The organism is Variovorax atrisoli, assembly GCF_014195185.1.
GTDB classification, from domain to species: domain Bacteria; phylum Pseudomonadota; class Gammaproteobacteria; order Burkholderiales; family Burkholderiaceae_C; genus Variovorax; species Variovorax atrisoli.
Map to the genome: position 1 here is coordinate 23,155 of NZ_JACIBG010000008.1, position 25,134 is coordinate 48,288.

A 25,134-nucleotide genomic window follows, 5' to 3' on the forward strand; every position below is an offset into this window, starting at 1 on the left:
GCCCGCCTCTTCAGTGGGTCAGGCCAGCAGGTCGCTGAGCGTGCGCGCGATCACCTTGGTGGCGCGGCGCAGGTCTTCGAGCACCACGCGCTCGTCGCTGCGCTTGGCGTGCGATTCGAGCACCGTGCGCGGGCCGGCACCGTAGATCACGCCGGGAATGCCGGCTTCCACGTACAGGCGCACGTCGGTGTACAGCGGCGTGCCCATGGCCTTGATCGGCTCGCCGAAAAGCTCTCCGCCGTGCTTCTGGATCGCGTCGACCAGCGGCTTGTTGCCCGCCAGCGGCTTCATCGAGTTGGCCAGCAGCAGGCGCTTGATCTCGACCGTGATGCCCTCGCTCTCGGCGGCCGCGTCCGCGATCACCTTGCGGATGGCGGCTTCCACTTCCACCGGGTTCTCCTCGGGGATCATGCGGCGGTCGAGCTTGAACACCACCTTGCCCGGAACCACGTTGGTATTGGTGCCGCCCTCGATGCGGCCGACGTTGAGGTACGGGTGCGTGATGCCCTCGACCTTCGAGGTGACCTGCTTGTAGAGCGTGTTCTGCGCATACAGCGCATTCAGGATCTTCACCGCGCCCTGCAGCGCGTCGATGCCCGTAGCCGGCACGGCGGCGTGCGCCATCTTGCCGTGCACCGTCACTTCCATCTGCAGGCAGCCGTTGTGGGCGGTGACCACTTCGTAGCTGAAGCCGGCCGCGATCATCAGGTCGGGCTTGGTCAGGCCCTTCTGGAGCAGCCAGCCCGGGCCCAGGATGCCGCCGAACTCCTCGTCGTAGGTGAAGTGCAGCTCGATGCTGCCCTTGGCCGGCTTGGCCACCGCTTCGAGCGCGCGCAGCGCGAAGGTGAAGCTGGCGAAGTCGCTCTTGCTCACCGCCGCGGCACGGCCGTAGAGGCTGCCGTCGACGATCTCGCCGCCATACGGGTCGTGCGTCCAGCCCTCGCCGGGGGGCACCACGTCGCCGTGGGCATTGAGGGCGACGGTTCTTCCGCCGTCGCCGTACTTGCGGCGCACGATCAGGTTGGTGATCGACTCGAGCCCGTAGTCCTTCACTTCCTGCGCGGGCACCGCGTGCTTCTCGGCCGTGAGGCCGAAGTCGTTCAGCAGCTCGGCGGTGCGCTCGGCATGGGGCGCGTTGTTGCCCGGCGGCGTGTCTGTGGGCACCTGCACCAGTTGCTGAAGGAACTTCACTTCCTCGTCGAAGTGGGCGTCGATCCAGGCATCGAGCTTGGCGTAATCGGTCATAGAGAGCCTCTTCAAATAGCTGATTCAGTTTCGGATCGCTGGTCGCTTGCCGAGAATTCTTTTCGCGAAACACCGTGGAACCGGCCTTGCCGGGCCACTGGTGTTACTACCTCGAGGGGTGAGCTCATTCAGCGGCGAGGTTTTCCAGCAGGAGCTGGAAGGCCTGCACGGCGAGCTGGATGTCGTCGTTGGTGCTCGACTCGAGCGGGTTGTGGCTGATGCCCGAGTTGATGCCGCGCACGAACAGCATCGCCTGCGGCATCACCTCGTGCAGCTTCATGGCGTCGTGGCCTGCGCCGCTGGGCATGCGGAAGAGCGGGATGCCCAGCGCGTCGACGGCCTTCTCCCAGCGCTGCTGCCAGGCAGGATCGCTCGGGGCGGCGGATGCGCGCATCGTTTCCTCGAGCTCGTAGCGCACGCCGCGGCGCTTGCAGATGTCCTTCAGCGCCGCGACCACGTCGCTGGCCAGCGCGTCGCGCTGCGCGTCGTTGGGCGCGCGCAGGTCGAGGCTGAACTTGCAGCGTCCCGGCACCACGTTGATCGAGCCGCTCGGCACTTCGAGCATGCCGACCGTGCCGACCGAGTCGCCGTCCTTGGCCGCGCGCTGCTCGGTGTAGAGGATCAGCTCGGCCACGGCCGCCGCCGCGTCGCGGCGGCGGTCCATCGGCGTGGTGCCGGCGTGGCTGGCCATGCCGATCACCTCGCCCACGTAGCGCACGCTGCCGTTGATGGAGGTGACGATGCCCAGCGGCAGGTCGAGCTCGGTGAGCACCGGCCCCTGCTCGATGTGCACCTCGACGAAGCCGAGGTAGCGTGCCGGATCGCGCTGAATCTTCGGGATGTCTTCCAGCTTCAGGCCCGCATGCTGCATGGCCTCGCGCATGGTGATGCCGTCGGCGTCCTTCTGGTCGAGCCAGCGCGGGTCGAAGTGGCCGATGAGCGCGCCCGAGCCCAGGAAGGTCGCCTTGTAGCGCTGGCCTTCCTCCTCGGCGAAGCCCACCACCTCGAAGGCGAAGGGCAGGCGCCTGTTCTGGCGCTTGAGTTCGCGCACGCAGGCCATCGGCACGAAGATGCCGAGGCGGCCGTCGTACTTGCCGCCGTTGCGCACGGTGTCGTAGTGGGAGCCGGTCAGCAGGGTCCTGGCGTCGGGCGTGGCGCCTTCATAGCGGCCGACCACGTTGCCGACCGCGTCGATGTGCACCGAGTCGAAGCCCACGTCGCGCATCCAGCCCGCGATCTGCGCGGCACAGGCGCGGTGCGCGTCGGTCAGGTAGGTGACGGTGAGCTGGCCCTTCTCGGCATAGCCGGGGTCGGTGTGCACCGAGAGCTGCTCGTGCCAGTCCCACACGTCGTTGCCGAGCGTGATGTCGGCGGCGAACTTGTCGTCCAGGCGGATCTCGGCGATGCGGTGGATGTTGCGCAGCGCCTCGCCGAGCTCGAAGTCCGGGTGGTTGTGCAGCCGGCGCGCGAAGGTCTCGATGATCTCGCGCTTGGCCAGCCCGGTGCCGCGCGGGCCGCGCACGGCGAGGATGAAGGGGAAGCCGAACTTCGCGTTGTAGTCCGCGTTGAGCTGCTGGATCTTCGCGAACTCCTCGGGCGTGCAGTCGGTCAGGCCGGCCTTGCTCTGCTCGTTGGTCGATTCGGCCGTGAGCGTCTTGCTGACCATGGCCTTGCCGGCGAGCTCGGGGTGGGCGCGGATCAGGCCGACCTGCTCTTCGGCCGACGAGGCGGCCAGCGCCTGCACCAGCGCGTGCTTGAGGTGCGGCAGCGAGCGGAAGGGGCGCGCAGCGAGCGCGCGTTCCGCGATCCAGGGCGAGTGCTCGTAGATGCCGTCGAGCAGTGCGACGGCCTCGGCCGGCGCCGCGGCGTTGAGTTGGGCGATGGTGAGGCTCATGATGCGGCTCCGGCTTCAAAGGGATGCGCCTGCTTCCAGTGGCGCGCGATGTCGACGCGGCGGCAGACCCACACCTTGTCGTGGCTGGCGATGTGGTCGAGGAAACGCTGCAGCGCGGTGATGCGTCCCGGCCGTCCGAGCAGGCGGCAGTGCATGCCGATGCTCATCATCTTGGGGCTGTCGTCGCCGTCCGGGTCGCCTTCGGCGTAGAGTGCGTCGAAGCTGTCCTTCATGTACTGGAAGAACGGGTCGGCGTGCGAGTAGCCCTGCGGCAGCGCGAAGCGCATGTCGTTGCAGTCGAGCGTGTAGGGCACGATGAGCTGCGGCACCACGGTGCCGTCGGTCTTCTGCACCTTCATCCAGAAGGGCAGGTCGTCGCCGTAGTAGTCGCTGTCGTACTCGAAGCCGCCGTAGTCGGCCACGAGGCGGCGGGTGCGGGGGCTGTCACGGCCGGTGTACCAGCCCACGGCGCGTTCGCCGGTGAGCTTCTCGATGGCTTCCATGCCCAGGCGCATGTGCTCGCGCTCGGTGGCCTCGTCGATGTTCTGGTAGTGGATCCAGCGCCAGCCGTGGCAGGCGATCTCGTGGCCCAGTTCCTTGAAGGCGGCGGTCAGCTCGGGGTGGCGCTGAAGCGCCATGCCCACGCCGAACACGGTCAGCGGCAGGCCGCGCTTCTCGAACTCGCGCAGGATGCGCCACACGCCGGCACGCGAGCCGTACTCGTAGATGCCTTCCATGCTGATGTGCCGGTCGGGAAAGCTCGCCGGGTTGAACATCTCGGAGAGGAACTGCTCGGAGCCCGCATCGCCGTGCAGCGTGGCGTTCTCGCCGCCTTCCTCGTAGTTCAGCACGAACTGCACGGCGACGCGCGCGCCGCCGGGCCAGCGGGCATGGGGCGGGTTGCGGCCGTAGCCGATCAGGTCGCGCGGGTAGGGCAGGGTGGAGTCGTAGACGGTCATTGTGTGGATCAGGACAGCGCCAGCGAGATGTCGTTGGTCGGGACCTTGCGGTCGAAAGTGAGGTTGGCCTCGACGTGCTCGAGGTGTTCGGTCATGAGGCGCACGGCGCGCTCCTCGTCGCGTGCCGCCAGCGCCTTCACGATGTCGGCGTGCTCGTCGTTGGAGTGCTCGGCCGCGCTGGCGCTCTGGTACATCAGCGTGATGAGGGCGCAGCGCGAGATGAGCTCGCCCAGGATCTGCGCCAGCACCTGGTTGCCCATGAGCTCGGCCATGCGCACGTGGAAGTCGCCGAGCAGCTCGGTGCGCCCGGAAACGTCTTCGCCCGACACGGCGGACTTCTCGAGCGCCACGTGCTCCTTCAGCGCCTTGATCTTGGCGGGCGTGACGGTGCGCACGAACTCTCGCGTCATCTCGGCCTCGAGCATGCGGCGCACGGCGAACACCTGCTTGGCCTCGTCGACCGCGGGCGCCGCCACGAAGGCGCCGCGCGCGGGCTCCAGCCGGATGAGCTTGTTCTGCGAGAGCTGGAACAGCGCCTGGCGCACCAGCGTGCGCGAGACGCCGAAGTGATCGGCCAGCTTCTGCTCGGCCAGCTTGGTGCCGGGCTGAAGCCGGTGCTCGACGATGGCCTTCGTGAGGGCATCGACGATCGAACGGGTGGTGGAGGACTCCATGTTTTTCATGATAGACCCAAAGCCGGTAACTGTATACACTTTTGTCCACCGGAATTTCCCGCACCCACCGATCCGAGTTCTTCGGACTTTCAAGGAGCGCCCCATGGGCCTGAGCACTCACGTACTGGACACGATGCATGGCGGCCCCGCGGCCGGCATGGAGGTCGCGCTCTACACCACCGACGGCGAAGCCGCCACGCTGGTGAAGCGCTTCACGCTGAATTCGGACGGCCGCAGCGACGGGCCGCTCTACGACAACAACTCGCTGAAGGTCGGCACCTACCGCCTGGTGTTCGACGTGGCCGGCTACTTCAAGGCCCTGGGCGTCAAGCTGCCGGAGCCGAACTTCCTGAACAAGGTTTCGCTGGACTTCGGCGTGGCCCACACCGACCAGCACTATCACGTGCCGCTGCTCGTGAGCCCGTGGAGCTACTCCACCTACCGCGGCTCCTGAGCCGGGCGTCAGTCGCCTTGTTGCTGGCCTTCGGTCAGGGTGTCGAGTTGGAAGCGTCCGCTCTCGTCCCACAGCCAGGTGTCCGTCCAGGTGACGGAGCCCAGGCGCGTTGCCGGAGGGAAGGGCGACGCCTTCAGCACCGTGCGCTCGATCTCGGCGATCACTTCGGGCGCATGCTTGGGCGCGCGCAGCCAGTGCATCGAACGCACCTTGCCGCCCGCGTCGATGTTCACCTCGAGCGTGCCGACCGCGTACAGCACCGGCGGCAGCTGTCCCTTGTAGATGCGCGAGCGGTTGGCGTCGTAGACATGGCGCGCGGCATCGCGGCGATAGGCGCGCGCGGAAGAAGCGCTGGATGCGGACGGCACCGGCCCGGCCCCGACATCGGCGCTGGCCCCGCTCAACTGGCCGGGAACCGACCCGGTGGAACCGCAGCCTGCGAGCCACAGGGCCGAAACAACAGAAGCTGCAAGTGCGAGGCGGCGAGGCGTAAGCTGGCGATTCATGGCCGGGTTTATACCGTGAGTCGTCGCGCGCCCGGCAACCGAAGGTATCGATGACGATGAGCGGTGCGGTCGATCAATTGCTGGCGCGCCTGCGCCACGAAGACGCGGTGCTGGTGCGCGTCGAGTCCACGCAGGGCTCGGCGCCGCGCGAGGCCGGGACCTGGATGGCCGTGTGGGCCGAGGGCCTCACCGCCACCATCGGCGGCGGGCAGCTGGAGTTCCAGGCGACCAGGGAAGCGCGCGAGCTGCTGGCCGGCACGCGCAGGCCTTTCGACGGCATCCAGCGCTATCCGCTCGGGCCCAGCCTGGGGCAGTGCTGTGGCGGGGTGATGTTCCTCTCCTACGAGCGCATAACTGCCGCCGATGCGCCGAGGCTGCAGCAGGCTCTGGTCGCGCAGCTCGAGCCCGTGGCCCTCTTCGGCGGCGGGCACGTGGGCGCGGCGCTCGCCCGGCTGCTTTCGACGCTGCCGTTCTCGGTGCGCTGGATCGACAGCCGCGACGGCGTCTTCCCCGACGAACTGCCCGTGCAGATCGACACCGAGCACTCCGAGCCGGTGCAGGACGCCGTTACCGCGCTCGCGCCGGGCAGCCGCGTGCTCATCATGAGCTTCAGCCACGCCGAAGACCTCGACATCGTCATCGCCTGCCTGAAGCGCCTGCGCGAGCGAAACGACCTGCCCTACGTCGGACTGATCGGCAGCAAGACCAAGTGGGCCACCTTCAGCCACCGGCTGGAGGCGCGCGGCTTCACGGCGGACGAACTGGCCCGCATCACCTGCCCGATCGGCGTGCCCGGCATCACGGGCAAGGAGCCGGAGGTCATCGCCGTGGCGGTGGCGGCACAGTTGTTGCAATCGCTGGGCTGAACAGGGTTTTCCCGGCGGTCGCGCCCTAAAAAAGCACCCCGTCTCTTGCCAAAACTGTATACACTTTCGGTCCACAACAAGCCGCAGCGGAGCGAGGCCCATCTTTCCATGGAGCCTGCGTTCGCGGCACTTTCTCTGCTTACAGCGCCCGCGGTGGTGAGCAGGCTGAAACCCGTTCCTGGCGTCCCCACGCGCCAAGCGGGTTGAGAGAGAAGCATATGGAAAGCTACTACCTCGACTGGGCCAACCTGCTGCTGCGCTGGGTCCACGTCATCACCGCCATCGCCTGGATCGGCGCCTCCTTCTACTTCGTGATGCTGGACAACAGCCTCGAGAAGCCGCAGGACCAGGAATCGCTCGACAAGGGCGTGGGCGGCGAGCAATGGGCCGTGCACGGCGGCGGCTTCTACAACATGCAGAAGTACGCGCTGGCGCCCAAGAAGCTGCCGGACCACCTGCACTGGTCGTACTGGGAGAGCTACTCCACCTGGATCACGGGTTTCTCGCTCTTCACGATGTCGTACCTGTGGAACGCGAGCACCTACCTCATCGACAAGTCGAAGATGGACTGGCAGCCCGGCGCCGCCATCGCGGTGGCGCTGGCCTTCTTCGTCGTGTTCTGGATGGTCTACGACGGCATCTGCCAGATCTTCGGGCGCCGCAAGCACGGCGACACCATCGTCGGCGTGCTGATCGCCGTCTTCATCGCCTTCGCGACCTGGCTGGCCTGCCAGTGGTTCGCGGGCCGCGCGGCCTTCCTGCTGGTGGGCGCCATGATGGCCACGACCATGAGCGGCAACGTGTTCTTCTGGATCATCCCCGGCCAGCGCAAGAACGTGGCGGCGCTGCGCGAAGGCAAGCCGGTCGACCCGGTGCACGGCCAGCGCGGCAAGCAGCGCAGCGTGCACAACACCTACTTCACGCTGCCGGTGCTGTTCGCGATGCTGAGCAACCACTACAGCTTCGCCTACACGCACAAGTACAACTGGATCGTGCTGCTGCTGATCATGCTCGGCGGCGCGGCCATCCGCCAGTTCTTCGTGGTGCGGCACCGCTTCAAGCTGGGCAATGCGGGCAATCCGCTGCCTTACGCGCTGGTGGGCATCGTGGTGCTGGGCCTGACCATCGTCTGGATGAAGCCCGAGCCGGTCGCCGCGCCCGCAGTGGCCGCCGCCGCACCCGCGGTGCAGTTCAAGGACGTGCAGAAGGTGCTCGAGCAGCGCTGCTTCATGTGCCACGGCCCCGCCGTGCAGATGAAGAACGTGCGGGTCGATTCGCCCGAGCAGGTTGCTGCCCACGCCCAGGCCATCTACCAGCAGGTGGTGGTCACCAAGATCATGCCGATGAACAACGCCACGGGCATCACCGACGAAGAGCGGGCCCTCATCGGCCGCTGGTTCCAGGGCGGCGCAAAGACCAACTAGTCAGACGGAAGTTGACCGGCGGCAAGCGGGGCCGGTCGCGGTCCGCAGCACAATCGCCGGATTGGAGACAAAGCAGCAATGACGACCGCATCGACCCCGGCCCCCGATCCGCGCGAAGCCCCGCGGGCCTTCCTCGAACATCTCTACCGCGTGGCGGTGGACCGCGCGCTGCCGCTGTCCACCCTGGGCGCCCATCTGCCGCCGCCGCCGAAGAAGGGCCGGACCCTGGTGCTGGGCGCCGGCAAGGCCGGCGGCTCTATGGTGCATGCGCTGGAGGCCCTGTGGCCGGCCGATGCGCCGCTCTCCGGGCTGGTCGTCACGCGCTATGACCACATTCCGCCGCGCCCCGAGGGCGTTCCGCAGCGCATCGAGATCGTCGAGGCCGCACACCCCGTGCCCGACGAGGCGGGCCAGCAGGCGGCGGAGCGCATCCTCGCGATGACGAAGGGGCTCACGGCCGACGACCTCGTGCTGTGCCTCATTTCCGGCGGCGGCTCGTCGCTGCTGGTGCTGCCGGCCGAGGGGCTGACGCTGGCCGACAAGCAGCGCATCAACAAGCAGCTGCTCGAAAGCGGCGCGAACATCGGCGAGATGAACTGCGTGCGCAAGCACCTCTCGCGCATCAAGGGCGGCCGGCTGGCCGCGGCATGCGCGCCGGCGCGGGTGGTGACGCTGACCATCAGCGACGTGCCCGGCGACGATCCGGCCGTCATCGCCAGCGGCCCGACCGTGCCCGACGCCACCACCTGCGCCGATGCGCTCGCCATCCTCGACCGCTACGGGATCGAGGTGCCTGCCCCCGTGCGTGCACGCCTCGAAAGCGGCGAACTCGAGACGCCAAAGCCGGACGACGCAGTCTTCAAGGGCCACGAGACGCACATGATCGCCACCCCGCAGCAGTCGCTCGAAGCGGCGGCCAGTGCGGCGCGCGAGGCCGGTGTCGAGGCGCACATCCTCAGCGACGAGATCGAGGGCGAATCGCGCGAGGTCGGCAAGGTGCACGCCGCGCTGGCGCGCGCGGTCGCGCATCGCGGCGAGCCTTTCGCACGGCCCTGCGTGATTCTTTCGGGCGGCGAGACCACCGTCACGATCCGCCCCCGCCAGCCGGGCCAGGCCAAGGGCCGGGGCGGACGCGCGGGCGAGTTCTGCATGGGGCTGGCCGGCGCGCTCATGGGCCAGCCGCAGGTGTGGGCGCTGGCCGCCGACACCGACGGCATCGACGGCGTGGAGGACAACGCCGGCGCCTTCGTCACGCCCGACACGCTGGTACGCGCCGGTGCTGCGGGAAAGAAGCTGTCCGATCACCTCGACCGCAACGACGCCTATGGCTACTTCGACGCGATCGGCGACCTGTTCGTGACCGGCCCGACGAACACCAACGTCAACGACTTCCGCGCGTTGCTGATCCTTTAGCGGGGGTGTTCGCCGGCCTCCGGCGGCCTTGCCGAACTCGGGTTAATCTATGCCCCTGGCGGCCTTCGGGCCGCCGCTTGTCGCCTGCGCACCGCTTCGGTGCCGCGCCGGACATCCAGATTCCCCTTTCAATCTCCAGTCTTCGAAGGAAAAGCTCGCCATGACCTACACCGACACCCGCCTGCTGATCGACAACGAATGGGTCGACGCCACCGGCGGCAAGACGCTGGACGTCGTGAACCCTGCCACCGGCAAGGCCATCGGCAAGGTGGCGCATGCCAGCATCGCCGACCTCGACCGCGCCCTGGCTGCCGCGCAGCGCGGCTTCGAAGCCTGGCGCAACACCCCCGCCAACGAGCGCGCCGCCGTCATGCGCCGCGCCGCGGGCCTGATCCGCGAACGCGCCGCCGAAATCGCCAAGCTGCTCACGCAGGAGCAGGGCAAGCCGCTGGGCGAGGCCAAGGTCGAGACCATGGCCGCCGCCGACATCATCGAATGGTTCGCCGACGAAGGCCGCCGCGTCTACGGCCGCATCGTGCCCTCGCGCAACCTGGCCGCGCAGCAGCTGGTGCTGAAGGAGCCCCTGGGCCCCGTCGCCGCGTTCACGCCCTGGAACTTCCCAATCAACCAGATCGTGCGCAAGCTCGGTGCCGCACTGGCCACCGGCTGCTCCTTCCTGGTGAAGGCCCCCGAGGAGACCCCGGCCTCGCCCGCCGCGCTGCTGCGCGCCTTCGTCGACGCGGGCATCCCGCCCGGCGTGGTCGGCCTGGTGTTCGGCAACCCCGCCGAGATCTCGAACTACCTGATCGCCCACCCGATCATCCGCAAGGTCACCTTCACGGGCTCGACCCCGGTCGGCAAGCAGCTGGCCGCGCTGGCCGGCCAGCACATGAAGCGCGTGACGATGGAGCTCGGCGGCCATGCCCCGGTGATCGTCGCCGAAGACGCCGACGTGGCGCTGGCCGTGAAGGCCGCCGGCGCCGCCAAGTTCCGAAATGCGGGCCAGGTCTGCATCTCGCCGACCCGCTTCCTGGTGCACAACAGCCTGCGCAACGAGTTCGCGAGCCTGCTGGTCAAGCACGCCGAAGGCCTCAAGCTCGGCGATGGCCTCGCCGAAGGCACCAACATCGGCCCGCTGGCCAATGCGCGCCGCCTCACCGCCATGGCCCACGTGCTGGAAGACGCCCGCAAGAAGGGCGCCACCGTCGCCACCGGCGGCGAGCGCGTCGGCGATGCCGGCAACTTCTTCGCGCCCACCGTGCTGACCGACGTGCCGCTGGACGCCGACGTGTTCAACAACGAACCCTTCGGCCCCATCGCTGCCATCCGCGGCTTCGATACGCTGGAAGAAGCGATCACCGAAGCCAACCGCCTGCCTTTCGGCCTGGCCGGCTACGCCTTCACCAAGTCGATCAAGAACGCGCACCTGCTGAGCCAGAAGCTCGAGCTGGGCATGCTCTGGATCAACCAGCCCGCAACCCCCTCGCCGGAAATGCCTTTCGGCGGCGTGAAGGATTCGGGCTACGGCTCCGAAGGCGGCCCCGAGGCGCTCGAGGCCTACCTGAACACCAAGGCGGTTTCCATCCTCGGCGTCTGACGCGCTTCACTCCTCGGCGGTGGCATTCCAGAAGGCCTGCTGCACGCCGTCGAGCGCTTCCAGATCCGCGATGACGCGGTCGAGTTCCGCGGGCTCGACCGCCGTCGCATAGAGCGTCGCGCCGATCTCGGTGTCGGCCGGCCCGAAGGGGTGCTGGTCGACATCGCGCACCGGATAGTTCGCGGCCTCCAGCAATACCAGCAACTGGTCGAGCACCTCGGGCCGCGCGGCGCGCGAGCAGATCACGCGCACCACATAGGTCGCTTCGCTGCTTTCCTCGCTGATCGGCTGGCGGTTGATGCGGTTCACTACCGGACGCAGAAGCGTGTTGCTCGCCAGCACGAAGAGCGCCGCGATCAGCGCCTCGCCCAGCAGGTCGGCGCCCGCGCAGGCGCCCACCGCCGCCGACCCCCACAGCGTCGCCGCCGTGTTCAGCCCCGTGACGTTCGCGCCCTCTTTCATGATCGCACCGGCGCCCAGGAAGCCGATGCCCGACACCACGTAGGCCACCACGCGCACCGCACCGCCGCTGCCATCGAGCCGGTAGGCCATGTCGACGAACACCGCCGCGCCCACGGCCACCAGCGTGTTGGTGCGAAGACCCGCCGTGCGCTGCCGTATCTGGCGCTCCAGGCCGATCACCGAGCCGAGAATGAACGCAGCGGCCACGCTGACCAGGGTGTCGAGCAGCGAGGCCAGGTTGATGTTGTGGATGGCTTGCATCGATGGGTTTCCCTGTTGTTGTGATGCCGATGTTCAGTCTTTCGGTGCGGGCGTATTCGCGAGTCTTTGCACGTGTTCGCGCCAGTTGCGCTTTTCCACGCTCCTGACATTCGGAACGTCGACGAGATGAGCCAGGTAGGCGGCCAGCAGCGGCAGCTCCGCGTCGCTCCTGTCGCCGACGAACTCGCGCACCGTCACCAGGTTGCCGTAGCTCCTGGCGTACTTGGCCGGCGTGTCGTCGACGGCGATGATCGATTCGAGCGAGTAGCCCCTGGATTTCAGTTTCTGCAGGTTCTTGATGGTCTGGTACTCGCCTGTGGTCCAGTTTCGCGTGGTCGTGCAGCGCTTGCTCGACCAGACGAATTCCAGGGTGCCTCCCGGAAAGATGCGTTCGACGACCTGCGCCGCGTAGCTCTCGCCGGATGCGGTCCACACGCCGACCCTGAACTGCGCGAGCACGCTGGCCAGGAACTCGGGAAGATGCGGGCGCAGGTGCACGCGGTAGGGTCCGACACGAAAGTCCTCTTCATGGTCGAGCGTGTTTTCCGTCGCGTGAATCAACGTCTCGTCGAGGTCGAGCACCAGAAGTTTGCGAGTCTTGGATGTCATGTGCGTGTCGAAGAAGCTCACAGCGAGCAAAGCATATTCGACCGTTGCGCGTTCGAGCGCACTGGGCTGCCGGCCCGCACTCCTGATGTCAGGTGTGCGGGCGTCGGCAGCTCACTGCCACCCGTATCGCCGCGCATACCACCCCTTCACCGCCTGCGTCAGCAGCGCATAGCCCAGCAGCATCGCCACGAGCCACGGGAAATACGCCAGCGGCAGCGCCTGCAGCTTGAAGTAGTGCGACAGCGGCCCCATCGGCAGCCAGATGCCCGCGGCGGCGATCGCGGCGCCCATGATGAGCAGCGGCCATGCGGCGCGGCTTTGCAGGAACGGGATCTTGCGGGTGCGGATCAGGTGCACGATCAGCGTCTGCGACAGCAGGCCTTCGACGAACCAGCCCGACTGGAAGAGCGTCTGGTGCTCCACCGAGTTGGCGGCGAAGACGAACCACATCACCGTGAAGGTGAGGATGTCGAACACCGAGCTCAGCGGTCCGAAGAACACCATGAAGCGGCCCAGGTCTGCCGGGTTCCAGCGCTGCGGGCTCTTGAGGAACTCGTCGTCGACGTTGTCGAACGGAATGGCGATCTGCGACACGTCGTACAGCAGGTTCTGCACCAGCAGATGCAGCGGCAGCATCGGCAGGAAGGGCAGGAAGGCGCTCGCCACCAGCACCGAGAACACGTTGCCGAAGTTCGAACTCGCCGTGAGCTTGATGTACTTGAGCATGTTCGCGAAGGTGCGGCGGCCCTGGACCACGCCTTGCTCCAGCACCATCAGGCTCTTCTCCAGCAGGATGATGTCGGCCGACTCCTTGGCCACGTCCACCGCGCTGTCCACCGAGATGCCGATGTCCGCAGCACGCAGCGCGGGCGCGTCGTTGATGCCGTCGCCCATGAAGCCCACCACGTGCCCGTTGGCATGCAGCGCGTGCACGATGCGTTCCTTGTGCGCGGGCGTGAGCTTGGCGAAAACCTGGTGCGCCTCGACGACCAGCTTCAGGTCGGCATCGACCATTTCCTCGATCTCCGCGCCGAGAACGATGCGGCCCACTTCGAGGCCCACGTCGGCGCAGACCTTGCGCGTGACCAGCTCGTTGTCCCCCGTCAGCACCTTCACCGCCACGCCGTGCTCGGCCAGCGCGCGCAGCGCGGGTGCGGTCGATTCCTTCGGCGGATCGAGAAAAGCCACGTATCCGAGCAGCGTGAGCCCCGACTCGTCGGCCACGCCGTAGGCCGGCTTCTGCTCCTCGACCTTCAGCGAGCGGCTGGCCACGGCCACCACGCGCAGTCCCTGGGCATTGAGCTGCGAGGCCACGCTGTGGATGCGCGCGAGCACGCCGGCGTCGAGCGACAGCACTTCCGCGCCGCGTTCGACCGAGGTGCACACCGAGAGGATCTCTTCCAGCGCACCCTTGCAGATCAGCAGGTGCTCGCTGCCGCCGTTGGCCACCACCACCGACATGCGGCGGCGCGAGAAGTCGAAGGGCACTTCGTCGATCTTGCGATAGGCGGTCTGCAGTCGGATTTCGAGCTGCATCTCGGCGTGGCTCAGCACGGCCTTGTCCAGCAGGTTCTTCAGCCCCGTCTGGTGGAAGCTGTTGAGGTAGGCCAGCTGCAGCACGTGGTCGGACTGCTCGCCCCATGCGTTGGTGTGGCGCTCGAGCACGATGCGGTCCTGCGTCAGCGTGCCGGTCTTGTCGGTGCACAGCACGTCCATGGCGCCGAAGTTGTGGATGGCCTCCAGCCGCTTCACGATCACCTTCTGGCGCGACATCACCACCGCGCCCTTGGCCAGCGTGGCGGTCACGATCATCGGCAGCATCTCGGGCGTGAGGCCGACCGCGATCGACAGCGCGAACAGCGCGGCCTCCCACCAGTCGCCCTTGGCCACGCCGTTGATCACCAGCACCAGCGGCGCCATCACCAGCATGAAGCGGATCAGCACCCAGCTCACGCGGTTGATGCCGGCCTGGAAGGCGCTCGTGCCGCGGTCGGTGGCCGTCACGCGCTGGGCCAGCGCGCCGAAGAAGGTGCGGTCGCCCGTGTGCACGATCACCGCGGTGGCGGTGCCGCTGATCACGTTGGTGCCCATGAAGAGCAGGTTCTCGCGTTCGAGCACGCCTGCTGCGTGGTCGCCGCGGTCGACCACGAACTTCTCGACCGGCATCGCCTCGCCCGTCAGCGCCGACTGGCTGATGAAGAGGTCCTTGGCCGTGATCAGACGGCAGTCGGCCGGGATCATGTCGCCGGCCGAAAGCGCGATCACCTCGCCCGGCACCAGATCGCGCATCGGCACCTCCACGCGTACCGTGCCGGCGTGCGTGGTGTCGAAGCCTTCGTCGCCCGCCGCGCCCGCCTTGTGGCCCGGGGCGGGGCGCAGCACGGTGGAGGTGTTGCTCACCATCGCCTTGAGCCGGTCGGCCGCCTTGTTGGAGCGCGACTCCTGCAGGAAGCGCAGCACCGTCGACAGCACCACCATGCTGCCGATCACCAGCGTGGCCTTCATGTCCTCGGTGACGTAGGAGACCAGCGCCAGCACCGTCAGCAGCAGGTTGAACGGATTGCGGTAGCACTGCCAAAGGTGCTGCCACCAGCGAAGCGGCTGCTCGTGGCGCACCTCGTTGCTGCCGAGGCGCTTGCGCAGCACCTGCGCATGGCCTTCGCTGAGGCCTCGCGGCGAACTGCCGAGCTTGACCAGCATCTCGCCGGCGTCGGTGCGCGAGGCGGCGTTCAGCGCCTTCGCGATGTCGGGCGGCATGCTGACGGAGCCGGTTCCGACGGGCTTCGAGCCCAGCAGCGTCTGCCAGCGCTCGAAGTGGTGCAGCATGTGGCGGCTGCGCAGGAAGCTTTCGAAAAAGGACTTGAGGACGTTCTTCATGATGTTCTCCTTCGGGGCGGCCGCCACTGCCGCCCGCGGAAGGAGAACCCCGGCGTCGATCAGCCGGCCGGGCGCACCCCTCTGCAAGGCGCGGCAGCGGGCCGCGTCATTGTTGGAATAGGTCTGGACGAAGGGGGCGCGCTATGGCGCCAACAAGAGGCGGGGTCCATGGTGTGCTCCTGGGTTGCTTGCGAGTTGCTTGAAAGTCAGAGGTGTGAAGCGCGGATCAGCGCCGGGGAACGCAGATCGGCTGCAGCAGCAGATAGCTGCGGATGCGGCGCGTGGTCCAGAGCGCCGCAGCCTGGTCGAGCTTGGCATCCACGGCAGGCGCGGCTTCCGCCGCTGTAGGGGCAGCGTGCGCAGGCACGTGCGCCGACGGACGAACACGCGCCTGTTCGTGCGGTTGACGACGAAGATGAAAGTGACGCATGACAAGGCTCCTTCGCACAGAAGGGCCTCGCGCACGGACGCACGCAAGCTGACTGAAATAGTCAGTGACGAAGAACGAAGGGAATCGGGAGGAGGGAGCCGCTCGCCAGGCCGGCAAGCGGGTCACGCTGTGTGCAACGACCGGCACGCAGCGCGGGAGAAGCCTGCGCTAGAGGGCCGGATGTGTCACGCCTGCCGAGGCACGCGTCTTGTCACTGATCCAACTGGCACTGTCCACGCACGGGGCTCCGAAATGAAGATTTCCAGATTGTTGCACCGCGTCATGGATGCGTCAACCATTGGGAATGGCTTCTCGCGATGCGGAAGGGTCTTCTCTCGATCGAGTCGCGATCCGCACAAGACCCTCCGGGCACGTCTATGCCGTCGCCGCTCGCTTTCTCCATGCCAGACCGCCCGCCACTGCCAGAACGAGGCCCAGGCCCAGCAGGAACATGCCGAGGGCATTGCCTCCGATCTCGCTGTTGTTGCTCGCACTGATGGCACGGGCCGCGGCATTGGCATCGGTCGCCGTCATGGCGGTGGCGAAGGCCGACTCCTTGCACCGCCTGAGCATCTCTGCGCCCTGATCTTTCATGCGCTCCTGGCATTTCGCCACCGTCGTGGCATCGGCCGCTGGCGCCGTGCCCCCGAAAGTGAGCAGCGCGCCTGCAATCAAAAGGGTCACGCCGACCACAAGCAGTACCAAAGGGTTTTTCCTCACCTGACCTCCATCGAGTTTTTTTGCGCTCTGTACATCGTTGGCTGCAGCGCGCGACCTCAGCATATCCAGCGCGCGCCGTTCGAGGCGGCCCGGAATGAAGGCCGGAAACCCGTGCGCTTGTAGTCTTCCGGCGTCCGGTGCAGGCACCTGGACGCGATCGATCTCCGCGCAGCCTGCGGATGCCTCGCGGCAAGGTGCTAAGGACTTTGAGGTCGCAGGTAGCCCGCGTAGCACTCGGGACTCTTCTCGCTGCCCTGTACGCAGTCGGAGTGTCGATACAGCGCTTCGATCTCCATCACGGGAACCGGCTTGTCCAGAAGCATCTGTTGCCCGGTCACATGGCCTTCGAGACTCACCAGCGTGAACTGGGCCACCAGATCCCGGTCGTAGTGCCCCGGGCCGCAGGCAACGAAATTCTGCGCATCGCGCGGCCACTGCAGCACGCCTCGTGCGTCGAAAGTGGCATGCAGCAGGGTGAAGCACTGGCGAGCGCCGTCACGCGACTCGATGGCGTTGATGCCGCCGCTCCAGCGTACCCGGGCACCCCGCGCCCCAGGTGCCAGCGCCTGGGCCGGCGAGAGATCGACGACCGGGTCCTTGGACGCCAGCGCAGCTCGACCGCCTTCGAGACCCGCGGTGGCCGCGGAATGCCGTGCCGTTGCTGCCTCGCGATCGGCAGGGGTCGCACAGGCCGCCAGAAGGGCGGCGGTGCAGAGCAGGGCGGCGATGTGCAGGGGGTGATGCAAGGGCATCGTCCCATCCTACTGCGCCAACCCAGATCGCCGGCGCGGTCGCGGGTCCGGTCGGGCGCGGGAAGTGCTCCGTCTCCGTGGGATGAAAATACCGTTCCACCTTCCTTCTTGCCGCAATTGAAAACTCCGTCGATTCTGTTCATCTGCACTGGCAACATCTGCAGGTCCCCCACGGCCCACGTGCTGCTCATGCACAAGGCCCGCGCGACTGGCTTCGATGTCGAAGTCGACAGCGCCGCCATCTCGGACGAGGAGCGGGGCAATCCACCGGACCGGCGCTCCGTGGCCGAGGCGAAGCGCCGCGGCATCACGATGCACGCTCATGTCGCGCGGCAAGTCCGCAAGTCCGACTTCGATCGCTTCGACCTGATCATCGGCATGACCGCCCAGCATTGCGCCGCGCTGCGCAGGCTGGCTCCTGCTGGAACAGAAGACAAGATCCACCTGTTCACCGAGTACGCCGAGGGCATCGAAGGCGACGTGCCCGACCCGTGGTATGGCGGGCAGAAGGACTTCATCGAAGTCTTCGACCTGATCGACCATGGCGTCGCCGGCCTGCTCGCGAAGCTTCGGGCCGAGGCGCGCTGAAGCCTATTCGCAGAGCGCTCGTATCGATGGCGGAATCGCCACGGCCCGTATCCCACCGCCCTCGCGCTTCGCCGCGAAGATGCGCACCTCCTCGCACTCGAGGATCAGGTCGTCCCCGCGCGTCACGCGGTAGGTCTGCACGAAGCTCTTCTCACGCCACTCGATGATGCGCACCGCGACGCTCAGCGTGTCGCCATAGCTTGCGGACTTCACGAAGCGGGTGTGCGTGTCGACCAGCGGCGTGCCGATCACGCCCAGCGTCTGCGTGGTTTCTTCCCAGCGCGGCACGCCGCATTCGGCGAAGAAGTGGCGCGAGGCCGCGTCGATCCAGCGGAAGAAGTTGGGAAACCAGACGATGCCGGCGGGGTCGCAGTCGCCGAACTCCACGCGCACGGTGTAGACGACTTCCTTGGTTGAAGTGGTGCTTGTATTGCTCATCAGCCCATTCTCGTCGGCAGCCACAAGGCGATGATGGGGAACGCGATCAGGATCACCAGCCGCACGATGTCGGTCACGATGAACGGCAGCACGCCCTTGAAGATGGTGGTGAAGCTCACGTCCTTCACCACGCTCTTGATGACGAACACGTTCATGCCTACCGGCGGGTGGATCAGGCCGAGCTCGACGGTCATCACGATGATCACGCCGAACCAGATCGGGTCGAAGCCCAGGTGCACGATCACCGGATAGATGATGGGCACGGTCAGGATGATCATCGCCATTGCATCCATCAGGCAGCCCAGCACCAGGTACATGAGCATGATGAGCGCGAGCACGCCGTAGCGGCCGATGCCCAGGCCGGTAAGGAATTCGGTGAGCTTCTGCGGGCTCTGCGTGATGGTGAGGAAGTAGCCGAACAGCAGCGCACCGATCAGCACCGTGAACACCGCCGCCGCCGTGCGCGTGGCCGACAGCAGCGCCTCGCGGATCTTCGGGCCGTCGAGCTTGCGCCGCACCAGCCCGAGGATGAAGGCGCCGCTCGCGCCCACGCCGCCCGCCTCGGTCGGCGTGAAGAAGCCGCCGTACAGGCCGCCGATGACGAACACGAACAGCACCAGCGGCGCCCACACGTTCTTCAGGTCCTTCAGGCGTTCCGACCACGGCTTGACCTCGCCGCCGGGCAGCCAGCCGGGCCGCGTCTTCACGATGACCGCGATGGTCAGCACGTACATGGCCATCGCGAGGATGCCCGGCACGATGCCCGCCATGAAGAGCTTGCCGATGTCCTGCTGCGTGAGGATGGCGTACACCGCTAGCACGGTCGACGGCGGCAGGATCGCGCCCAGCGTGCCGCCCGCGGCGATCACGCCGGTGGAGAACGACTGCGGATAGTTGAAGCGCCGCATCTCCGGATAGGCCACCGCCGAGAAGGTGGCGGCCGTGGCCACCGACGATCCGCAGATCGCCGCGAAACCGCCGCAGGCCACCACGGTGGCCACGCCCAGGCCGCCGCGCAGGTGGCCGATCATCGAGTTGGCGGCCTTGAAGAGCTCGCGGCTCACGCCCGAGACCGACACCAGCGCGCCCATCAGCATGAACATCGGAATCACGCCGAAGGTGTAGTCGGTCACCGTGCGCATGGAGGTCTGGCCCACCAGCTTCAGCGCAGGCCCGGGGCCGACGAGGTAGCTGTAGCCCACCACGCCCACCAGGCCCATCGCCATGCCGACCGGCACGCGCAACAGCATCAATACGAAAAGGGCGACGAAGCCCAACACTGCGACTGCATCGGGGCTCATTCGTCGGCCTTCTGTTCTGCGTGAACTTCTTCGAGTTGTTCGGGATGGAAGATGAGCCGGTAGGTGCGGATGGCGATCAGCAGCACGGCGCAGACGTCGCCGGCCCAGGCCACGGCGTAGAAGGGCCAGGTCGGGATGTTGAGGTCGTAGGTCTGCACGTTGTCGACGTAGGTGCCGCGCACCTTGTCGAACAGCATGATGGTCTGCACCGCCACCACGAAGAGCAGCACCAGCGTGGCGAACACGTCGATGGCGCGCTTCATGCGCGGGCCCGCCGCCGTCCACACCAGGTCGACCGTGATGTGGCCGCCGCGGTAGCTGGTGGCCGCGATGCCCCAGAAGATCAGGATGCCCAGCAGCATGCGGCCGAAGTCGTAGGCGTCGGGGATCGAGGTGTCGAAGAACTTGCGCAGCACCACGGCCACGAAGATGTTGAGCGCGACGATCCCCACGAAGATGGCGGCAAGCCATTCGATCGTGTTGATCGCACGGTCCATAGCGCTTCGCTTCATTGGCTCGCCCCCCAGGCTTCGCGCACTTCGTGTCGCTTCGCCAACCCCCCTACCGGGGGGCGGGCCGGCCGCTTCGGGCGGCCGTGCGCGGCGGCCCCTTGAAAGAAGACGCCCGACATCACAGGGCTGACTTGTATTTGGTAAGGCTGGCCTTCAGCGCATCCATCACGGCCTTCGGGTCTTCGCCGACCTTCTTCACGCTGTCGGCCCACTGCGCTTCGGAAGGCGCCGCCGCCTTGCGCCATGCGTCCAGCTGCTCGGGCGTGAGCTTGTAGATCTCGTGCCCCGACAGCGCAGCCATCTTGGCGCGGCCGCCGAACTCGAAGTCGGCCCACGGGCCCGCCACCTTCTGCGCCCACTCGCTGGTGCAGTGGTCGTCGATCACCTTCTTCTGCGCGGCGGACATCGCGTCGTACTTGCCCTTGTTCATCACCCACACGAAGGGCGTGACGTACAGCGGCACGTCCATGTGGTACTTCACCACCTTGTCGATGCCGAAAAGGCCGATCGAGCCCCACGGGAAGGTGATGGCGTCGGCCACGCCGCGCTCGAGCATGTCGCGCGACTCGGGCGCCGAGGCCTGCACGTTGGTGCCGCCCAGCGAGGTGATGAGCTGGCCCACGGTGCTGGTGGCCGGGCGCACCTTCATGCCCTTGATGTCGCCGGGCACGGTGATCTTCTTGCGCGAGTGGAAGGTGCCCGGGTCGTGCACGAAGGCGAAGCAGTACTTGACGTCCTTCATCTCCTTGGCCGCGTAGTTGCGGTACCAGGCGTCGATGGCGGCCGAACCTTCCTTGCCGTTGGCGAACAGGAAGGGCAGTGACGCACCCGCCATCACCGGGAAGCGGCCCGGCTGGTAGCCCGGGTTCACGTACGAGAAGTCGGCGATGCCGTCGCGCGCCATGTCGTAGTGGTCGAAGGCCTTGCCCAGCTGCTCCGAGGGGAAGAGGATCGCGGTGATGGTGCCGCCCGACTCCTTCTTGATGTCGTCGGCCCACGCCTGCAGCGCGGGGTTGAGCGGGTGCTGCGCGGGCACCCAGCTCGACAGCTTGAGCTGCACCGGCTTGTCCTGCGCCTGGGTGGGCGGAACGGCCAGCGCGAGGGCTGCGGCGGCCGCTGCAAGGCCCAGGGGCATGCAGCGGGACGGACGGGGTTGGCGAGTGGCTTTCATGGTCTCCTTCGTTGTGTTGTGTGTCTCTACGAGCGAATCCGCAATCTAGGCAGCCGCGTGCGCGGGGTAAATGGAGGCTTTCCCGTGCGTCGGCACGGATGCGTGCGTCGCGTGCCCGACTTGTTCGATCTGCGAACGCGATGCATGCATCTCGACGTGCCTGCGCCCGAGTTCGGCGACGCGCGAGGCGCCCAGAAGAGTCATCGTGCGTTCGGTTTCCTGCGCGAGCAGCTGCAGCACCGAGAGCGCGCCCTCTTCGCCGCCGCAGGCCAGGCCGTAGACCGGTGCGCGACCCACCAGCGCCGCGTTCGCCCCGAGCGCGAGCGCCTTGACGATGTCGCTGCCGCGCCGCATGCCGCTGTCCACCAGCACCGGCATGCGCCCGCCGACCGCATCGAGCATGGCCGGCAGTGCGGCGATGGTGGCCGGCGCGGCATCGAGTTGCCGCCCGCCGTGGTTGGAGACCACGATGCCATCCGCGCCGTGGCGCAGCGCACGGCGCGCGTCCTCGGCGCCCAGCAGGCCCTTCACGAGCAGCGGCCCGTCCCAGAGCTTGCGCAGCCAGGCCAGGCTCTCCCAGGTGAGCGTGCGGTCCATGGCGCGCGAGAGCAGCGCGGCCTGGGTCTGCGCCGAGACCGGCGCCCCGTCGTCTTCATCCGGCAGCAGGTTCGCGAACTGCGGCATGCCGCCGCCGGCCAGCCGCAGCAGCCATGCGGGGTGCCGCGCCATGTCGAGCACGGTGCCGGGCGTGAGGCGCATCGGCACGCGGAAGCCGTGACGCAGGTCGCGTTCGCGCAGGCCGCTGACGGGCACGTCCACCGTGAGCACGAGCGCCTCGAAGCCCGCATGGCGCGCGCGGCGCACGATGCGTTCGGCGATGGCGCGTTCGCCCATCACGTAGAGCTGCATCCACAGCGTGGCATCGGGCGCGGCGCTGCGCACCTCCTCGATGCGTGTGTTCGAGGCCGTCGAAAGAATGAAGGGCACGCCCGCCGCCTGCGCGGCGCCGGCCAGCAGGGCGTCGGCGCGCGGCCGCACGAGGCCGGCCAGCCCGATGGGCGCGATGGCGAAAGGGGCGCGCCAGCGGCGGCCGAAGAGTTCGGTGCCGATGTCCACCTTGCTGGTGTCGCGCAGGCATTCGGGGATCAGCGGCAGCGCCTCGAGCGCCTCGCGGTTGCGCCGGAGGCAGCGCTCGTCTTCCGCGCCGCCGTCGATGTAGTCGAACACCAGCCGCGGCAGCGCGCGGCGGGCGCGGCGCCGGTAGTCCTCGACGTTGAGCAGCTGGGCCATCTGCGCTCAGTCCGCGACGATCCGGCGTTCGCGGATCAGCGCGCCGAAGCGCTGGGAGTCGGCCGTTGCGCGCTGCTGGAACGCTGCCGGCGAGCCGGGCTGCGCCTCGCCGCCGATCGACGCGATGCGCTCCTGCACCGCCGGCAGCGCGAGCGCGCGGTTGATCTGCGCGTTGAGCTGCGTCACCACCTCCGGCGGCGTACCGGCGGGTGCGTAGAAGCCGAAAACCGTGTCGGCGTCGAAGCCGCGCAGGCCGGCCTCGTCGAGCGTGGGCACGTCGGGAAAGAGCGGCGAGCGCTTCGGGCTGCCCACGGCCAGCAGCCTCAGCTTGCCCGCGCGCACCTGCGTGAGCGCGATGCCGGGGTCGAAGGCGTAGTCGATCTGGCCGGCCAGCAGGTCCTGCAGCGCGGGCGCGGCGCCTCGATAGGGCACGTGCAGCGCGAACAGCTCGGCCTGGGTCTTGAACATCTCGCCCGCGAGGTGCGGGGAACTGCCGTTGCCCGGCGAGCCGTACGACAGCTTGCCGGGGTTGGCCTTCACGTACGAGATGAACTCCTTCACGTTCGCAGGAGGCAGCGAGGGCCGCGTGACGAGGAACACCAGCACGCGCGCGACGGCCGCCACGGGCACGAGGTCCTTCGCGGGGTCGAAGCTCATGCGCGAATAGAGGTGCGGGTTCACCGACACCATGCCGCCCGAGCTCATCAGCAGCGTGTGGCCGTCGGCCGGCGCGCGCGCCACCGCCTCGCCGCCGAGGTTGCCGTTGGCGCCGGCGCGGTTCTCGATCACCACCGGCTGCTTCAGCGACTCCTGCAGCGGCTGCGAGATCGCGCGGGCGATCTGGTCCGCGGCACCGCCTGCGGGGAAATTGACGATCACCTTGATCGGCTTGGCAGGCCACACGGTGTTGGCGTGCGCCGGGGCCAGCATGGCGGCTGCTGCCAGCAACAGGAGGCATCGTCGCCAGGGAAGGGCGGGGCGGGTCATCGGTCTTGTCTCCTTTTCTTGTATCCGGCTGCGTCCGCTCAGGCCTTGGCCGGCGGCGGCCGCTTCATCCAGCGGATCGGCTGCGCCTGCACCGGCCGCGGCGCTGCGCCGTGGGCGGCCAGCGCGGCGTCGAGGGCCTTGCCGCCCTCATCGGCCAGTGCAGCCTCGCGCGCCGCGGCAATGGCGCTGGCCCGCTCGGAGGCCGTCAGCGTGCTGCGGCCGGCCAGTTCGTCGATCACGTGCAGCAGGTTGTGCTTGCCGCGCTCGTTGGTGCTGCCGTAGCCCTTGATGAGCCGTCCGCACAGCGCGAGTTCGTGGCCCAGCGCCCAGGCCTGGCGCGTGCCGGCTTCCACGGCGGCCAGCCAGCGCTCGATGAGGGCCTGCTCTTGCGCAAAGCGGCTGCCGCGCCGGCGCAGCCAGCGCAGCGAAGCCAGCAGCCGCAGCGAGGCCATGCCGAACACCGAATGGCTGCCCACCTTCAGCGGCAGCGCCCACGGCGCGAGGCCTCGCGACTGGCGGCGGCGGTCCCAAGCCGTGACGCGGCTGGCGAGCGACGCGGGCAGCAGCGCCGCGAACTCGGCGGCGCCGGGCTTGAAGTGGTCGTAGACCTTCACGATGTCTTCCTCGCCGGCGCGCACCTCGCGCCGAACGCGCTGCGCACGGCTGGCGCGGCCCTTGAGCGCGGCCACGCGCACGATGTCGTCGAAGGCCATCCACAGCGCGAGCCAGCGCGCAGCCTCGCGTGTGACGGCGAAGCCCCGCGCGCCGGCCGGATCGGCGGCACGCTCCGCATCGAGGACGCGGCCCAGCCGCTCGGCGTAGAGCGAGGCATAGGCGGCGTCCTGGTAGTCGAGCACGCGGGCATGGCCCAGCGCGAGCATGTCGTGCACGGCCGGCGGAAAGCGCAGCGCCAGATCGGCGAGCAGGGCGGCGACCGGTGGCGGCGCGTCGTTGCCCTCGCCGGCCATCACGCTGCTGACGAAGGCGGCCTGCGTGCGTGGCGCGTCGACCGCCTCGAAGGCCGAGGCGAAGCCGCGCAGGCTGGCGGCGGCCATCCGGTTGAGCTTCTCGGGCGCGCTGATGTCGCCGCCGCGCACCACGTGCTCGTAGGCCTCGCGCGGGAACGGGAACAGCCCGCTGCCCGCGATGGCGCCCAGCATCACCGCGCTGACCACCGTGCCGCTCTCGCGCGCGACGGCGTTCATGTCGAACACATGGTGCTCGCGGCTGAAGGCCTTGACCACGTCGAGCAGCTGCTGCGCGTCGGCGCGGCCGTCGCCGAGCTGCATGCGCTCGGCCGTCGTGAAGATGCGCGCCGAGGAGCTGATGACCATCGTGCGCTGCGGCGCGCTCATGCCGTTGCCGATCTGGCGCGCGGTCTCCAGCAGCTCCGAGGAGACGATGGCGTCCAGCGCGCCCGGCACCGGGCTCAGGCTGAACACGGGGCGCCTGCCGCCGAGCTGCGCGAGCGGCACGGGAAAGACTTCGATGTAGTAGGTGGTGGCGCCGGTGCGCTGCGCCACGCCGGGGATCGAGGTGCTCTGCGCCGCATAGCCGGCATGGCGCGCGGTGTCGACCAGCCATTCGGTGAGCACGCCGCCGCCTTCGCCGCCAAGGGCGCAGACGAGCAGGGTGATGGGGCGGGTGTGGTCCATGGTTCGGTTCATCGGGTCGCTTCTGTTCTTGTTATTTCCGGATGGCGGT

24 protein-coding genes are annotated in these 25,134 nt (G+C 68.0%); 6 read left to right on the top strand and 18 right to left on the bottom strand.

The window, feature by feature from the left end:
• Positions 1 to 18: 18 nt before the first annotated feature.
• The 4 genes from FHY06_RS25400 to FHY06_RS25415 all read right to left on the bottom strand — a co-directional run bounded on the left by FHY06_RS25400 (position 19) and on the right by FHY06_RS25415 (position 4,781).
• Entirely contained in the window at positions 19 to 1,245 is a 1,227-nt protein-coding gene (locus FHY06_RS25400) for a M20 family metallopeptidase (protein ID WP_184606732.1), read from the bottom strand.
• Positions 1,246 to 1,369: 124 nt separating this feature from the next.
• Positions 1,370 to 3,139 carry a 2-oxo-4-hydroxy-4-carboxy-5-ureidoimidazoline decarboxylase gene (gene uraD / locus FHY06_RS25405; RefSeq protein WP_184606733.1) on the bottom strand — a complete coding sequence of 590 codons (1,770 nt, stop codon included), beginning with the start codon at positions 3,137 to 3,139 and terminating at the stop codon, positions 1,370 to 1,372.
• On the bottom strand, positions 3,136 to 4,098 hold the full coding sequence (gene puuE / locus FHY06_RS25410) for an allantoinase PuuE (protein WP_184606734.1): 963 nt from the start codon (positions 4,096 to 4,098) through the stop codon (positions 3,136 to 3,138). Before puuE ends, uraD begins: the two co-directional genes overlap by 4 nt.
• 8 nt (positions 4,099 to 4,106) lie before the next feature.
• Positions 4,107 to 4,781: a GntR family transcriptional regulator gene (locus tag FHY06_RS25415; RefSeq protein WP_019655080.1), complete on the bottom strand. Its 675-nt coding sequence runs from the start codon at positions 4,779 to 4,781 to the stop codon at positions 4,107 to 4,109.
• Positions 4,782 to 4,875: 94 nt separating this feature from the next.
• Between FHY06_RS25415 and uraH the strand changes: the two genes are divergently transcribed.
• Positions 4,876 to 5,226, top strand: a complete 351-nt coding sequence (gene uraH / locus FHY06_RS25420; protein ID WP_019655081.1) for a hydroxyisourate hydrolase — start codon at positions 4,876 to 4,878, stop codon at positions 5,224 to 5,226.
• A gap of 8 nt (positions 5,227 to 5,234) precedes the next feature.
• Here uraH and FHY06_RS25425 read toward each other — a convergent pair whose 3' ends face one another.
• Positions 5,235 to 5,732, bottom strand: coding sequence for a hypothetical protein (locus FHY06_RS25425; protein ID WP_126185318.1), 498 nt, complete (start codon positions 5,730 to 5,732; stop codon positions 5,235 to 5,237).
• A gap of 56 nt (positions 5,733 to 5,788) precedes the next feature.
• On the opposite strand from FHY06_RS25425, the gene xdhC reads away from it, so the two are divergent.
• The 4 genes from xdhC to FHY06_RS25445 all read left to right on the top strand — a co-directional run bounded on the left by xdhC (position 5,789) and on the right by FHY06_RS25445 (position 11,032).
• Positions 5,789 to 6,598: a xanthine dehydrogenase accessory protein XdhC gene (gene xdhC / locus FHY06_RS25430; protein WP_132802755.1), complete on the top strand. Its 810-nt coding sequence runs from the start codon at positions 5,789 to 5,791 to the stop codon at positions 6,596 to 6,598.
• A gap of 218 nt (positions 6,599 to 6,816) precedes the next feature.
• Complete coding sequence (locus FHY06_RS25435; protein WP_019655084.1) at positions 6,817 to 8,022, top strand: urate hydroxylase PuuD; 1,206 nt, start codon at positions 6,817 to 6,819, stop codon at positions 8,020 to 8,022.
• Positions 8,023 to 8,100: 78 nt separating this feature from the next.
• Positions 8,101 to 9,435, top strand: coding sequence for a glycerate kinase type-2 family protein (locus tag FHY06_RS25440; protein ID WP_184606735.1), 1,335 nt, complete (start codon positions 8,101 to 8,103; stop codon positions 9,433 to 9,435).
• A gap of 160 nt (positions 9,436 to 9,595) precedes the next feature.
• On the top strand, positions 9,596 to 11,032 hold the full coding sequence (locus tag FHY06_RS25445) for an NAD-dependent succinate-semialdehyde dehydrogenase (protein WP_020723101.1): 1,437 nt from the start codon (positions 9,596 to 9,598) through the stop codon (positions 11,030 to 11,032).
• A 6-nt stretch (positions 11,033 to 11,038) separates the two neighbouring features.
• Here FHY06_RS25445 and FHY06_RS25450 read toward each other — a convergent pair whose 3' ends face one another.
• The 6 genes from FHY06_RS25450 to FHY06_RS34940 all read right to left on the bottom strand — a co-directional run bounded on the left by FHY06_RS25450 (position 11,039) and on the right by FHY06_RS34940 (position 17,143).
• Complete coding sequence (locus FHY06_RS25450; RefSeq protein WP_019655087.1) at positions 11,039 to 11,755, bottom strand: MgtC/SapB family protein; 717 nt, start codon at positions 11,753 to 11,755, stop codon at positions 11,039 to 11,041.
• Between the two features lie 33 nt (positions 11,756 to 11,788).
• Positions 11,789 to 12,364, bottom strand: a complete 576-nt coding sequence (locus FHY06_RS25455) for an HAD family hydrolase (RefSeq protein WP_184606736.1) — start codon at positions 12,362 to 12,364, stop codon at positions 11,789 to 11,791.
• 111 nt (positions 12,365 to 12,475) lie between these two features.
• A complete protein-coding gene (mgtA, locus tag FHY06_RS25460) occupies positions 12,476 to 15,241 on the bottom strand; it encodes a magnesium-translocating P-type ATPase (RefSeq protein ID WP_184606737.1) in 2,766 nt (921 codons plus the stop codon).
• 226 nt (positions 15,242 to 15,467) lie between these two features.
• Complete coding sequence (locus tag FHY06_RS25465) at positions 15,468 to 15,671, bottom strand: hypothetical protein (RefSeq protein WP_126185314.1); 204 nt, start codon at positions 15,669 to 15,671, stop codon at positions 15,468 to 15,470.
• Positions 15,672 to 16,046: 375 nt separating this feature from the next.
• Positions 16,047 to 16,538, bottom strand: a complete 492-nt coding sequence (locus tag FHY06_RS25470) for a hypothetical protein (protein ID WP_206169180.1) — start codon at positions 16,536 to 16,538, stop codon at positions 16,047 to 16,049.
• Positions 16,539 to 16,588: 50 nt separating this feature from the next.
• The gene (locus tag FHY06_RS34940; protein WP_240650115.1) at positions 16,589 to 17,143 is read right to left on the bottom strand and encodes a hypothetical protein; all 555 of its coding nucleotides are present in this window, start codon (positions 17,141 to 17,143) and stop codon (positions 16,589 to 16,591) included.
• A 117-nt stretch (positions 17,144 to 17,260) separates the two neighbouring features.
• Between FHY06_RS34940 and FHY06_RS25480 the strand changes: the two genes are divergently transcribed.
• On the top strand, positions 17,261 to 17,731 hold the full coding sequence (locus FHY06_RS25480; protein WP_126185313.1) for a low molecular weight protein-tyrosine-phosphatase: 471 nt from the start codon (positions 17,261 to 17,263) through the stop codon (positions 17,729 to 17,731).
• 3 nt (positions 17,732 to 17,734) lie between these two features.
• Here the strand turns inward: FHY06_RS25480 and FHY06_RS25485 are convergent, their stop codons facing one another.
• The 7 genes from FHY06_RS25485 to FHY06_RS25515 all read right to left on the bottom strand — a co-directional run bounded on the left by FHY06_RS25485 (position 17,735) and on the right by FHY06_RS25515 (position 25,085).
• On the bottom strand, positions 17,735 to 18,169 hold the full coding sequence (locus FHY06_RS25485) for an acyl-CoA thioesterase (protein ID WP_126185312.1): 435 nt from the start codon (positions 18,167 to 18,169) through the stop codon (positions 17,735 to 17,737).
• On the bottom strand, positions 18,169 to 19,470 hold the full coding sequence (locus FHY06_RS25490; RefSeq protein ID WP_019655093.1) for a TRAP transporter large permease: 1,302 nt from the start codon (positions 19,468 to 19,470) through the stop codon (positions 18,169 to 18,171). Before FHY06_RS25490 ends, FHY06_RS25485 begins: the two co-directional genes overlap by 1 nt.
• Positions 19,467 to 19,967, bottom strand: a complete 501-nt coding sequence (locus FHY06_RS25495) for a TRAP transporter small permease (protein WP_019655094.1) — start codon at positions 19,965 to 19,967, stop codon at positions 19,467 to 19,469. Before FHY06_RS25495 ends, FHY06_RS25490 begins: the two co-directional genes overlap by 4 nt.
• 133 nt (positions 19,968 to 20,100) lie before the next feature.
• A complete protein-coding gene (locus FHY06_RS25500; protein ID WP_260310679.1) occupies positions 20,101 to 21,153 on the bottom strand; it encodes a TRAP transporter substrate-binding protein in 1,053 nt (350 codons plus the stop codon).
• A gap of 45 nt (positions 21,154 to 21,198) precedes the next feature.
• Entirely contained in the window at positions 21,199 to 22,443 is a 1,245-nt protein-coding gene (locus FHY06_RS25505) for an alpha-hydroxy acid oxidase (RefSeq protein WP_184606738.1), read from the bottom strand.
• Positions 22,444 to 22,449: 6 nt separating this feature from the next.
• Positions 22,450 to 23,430: a Bug family tripartite tricarboxylate transporter substrate binding protein gene (locus FHY06_RS25510; protein ID WP_184606739.1), complete on the bottom strand. Its 981-nt coding sequence runs from the start codon at positions 23,428 to 23,430 to the stop codon at positions 22,450 to 22,452.
• Positions 23,431 to 23,468: 38 nt separating this feature from the next.
• Complete coding sequence (locus tag FHY06_RS25515; protein WP_184606941.1) at positions 23,469 to 25,085, bottom strand: indolepyruvate oxidoreductase subunit beta family protein; 1,617 nt, start codon at positions 25,083 to 25,085, stop codon at positions 23,469 to 23,471.
• Positions 25,086 to 25,134: the final 49 nt, after the last annotated feature.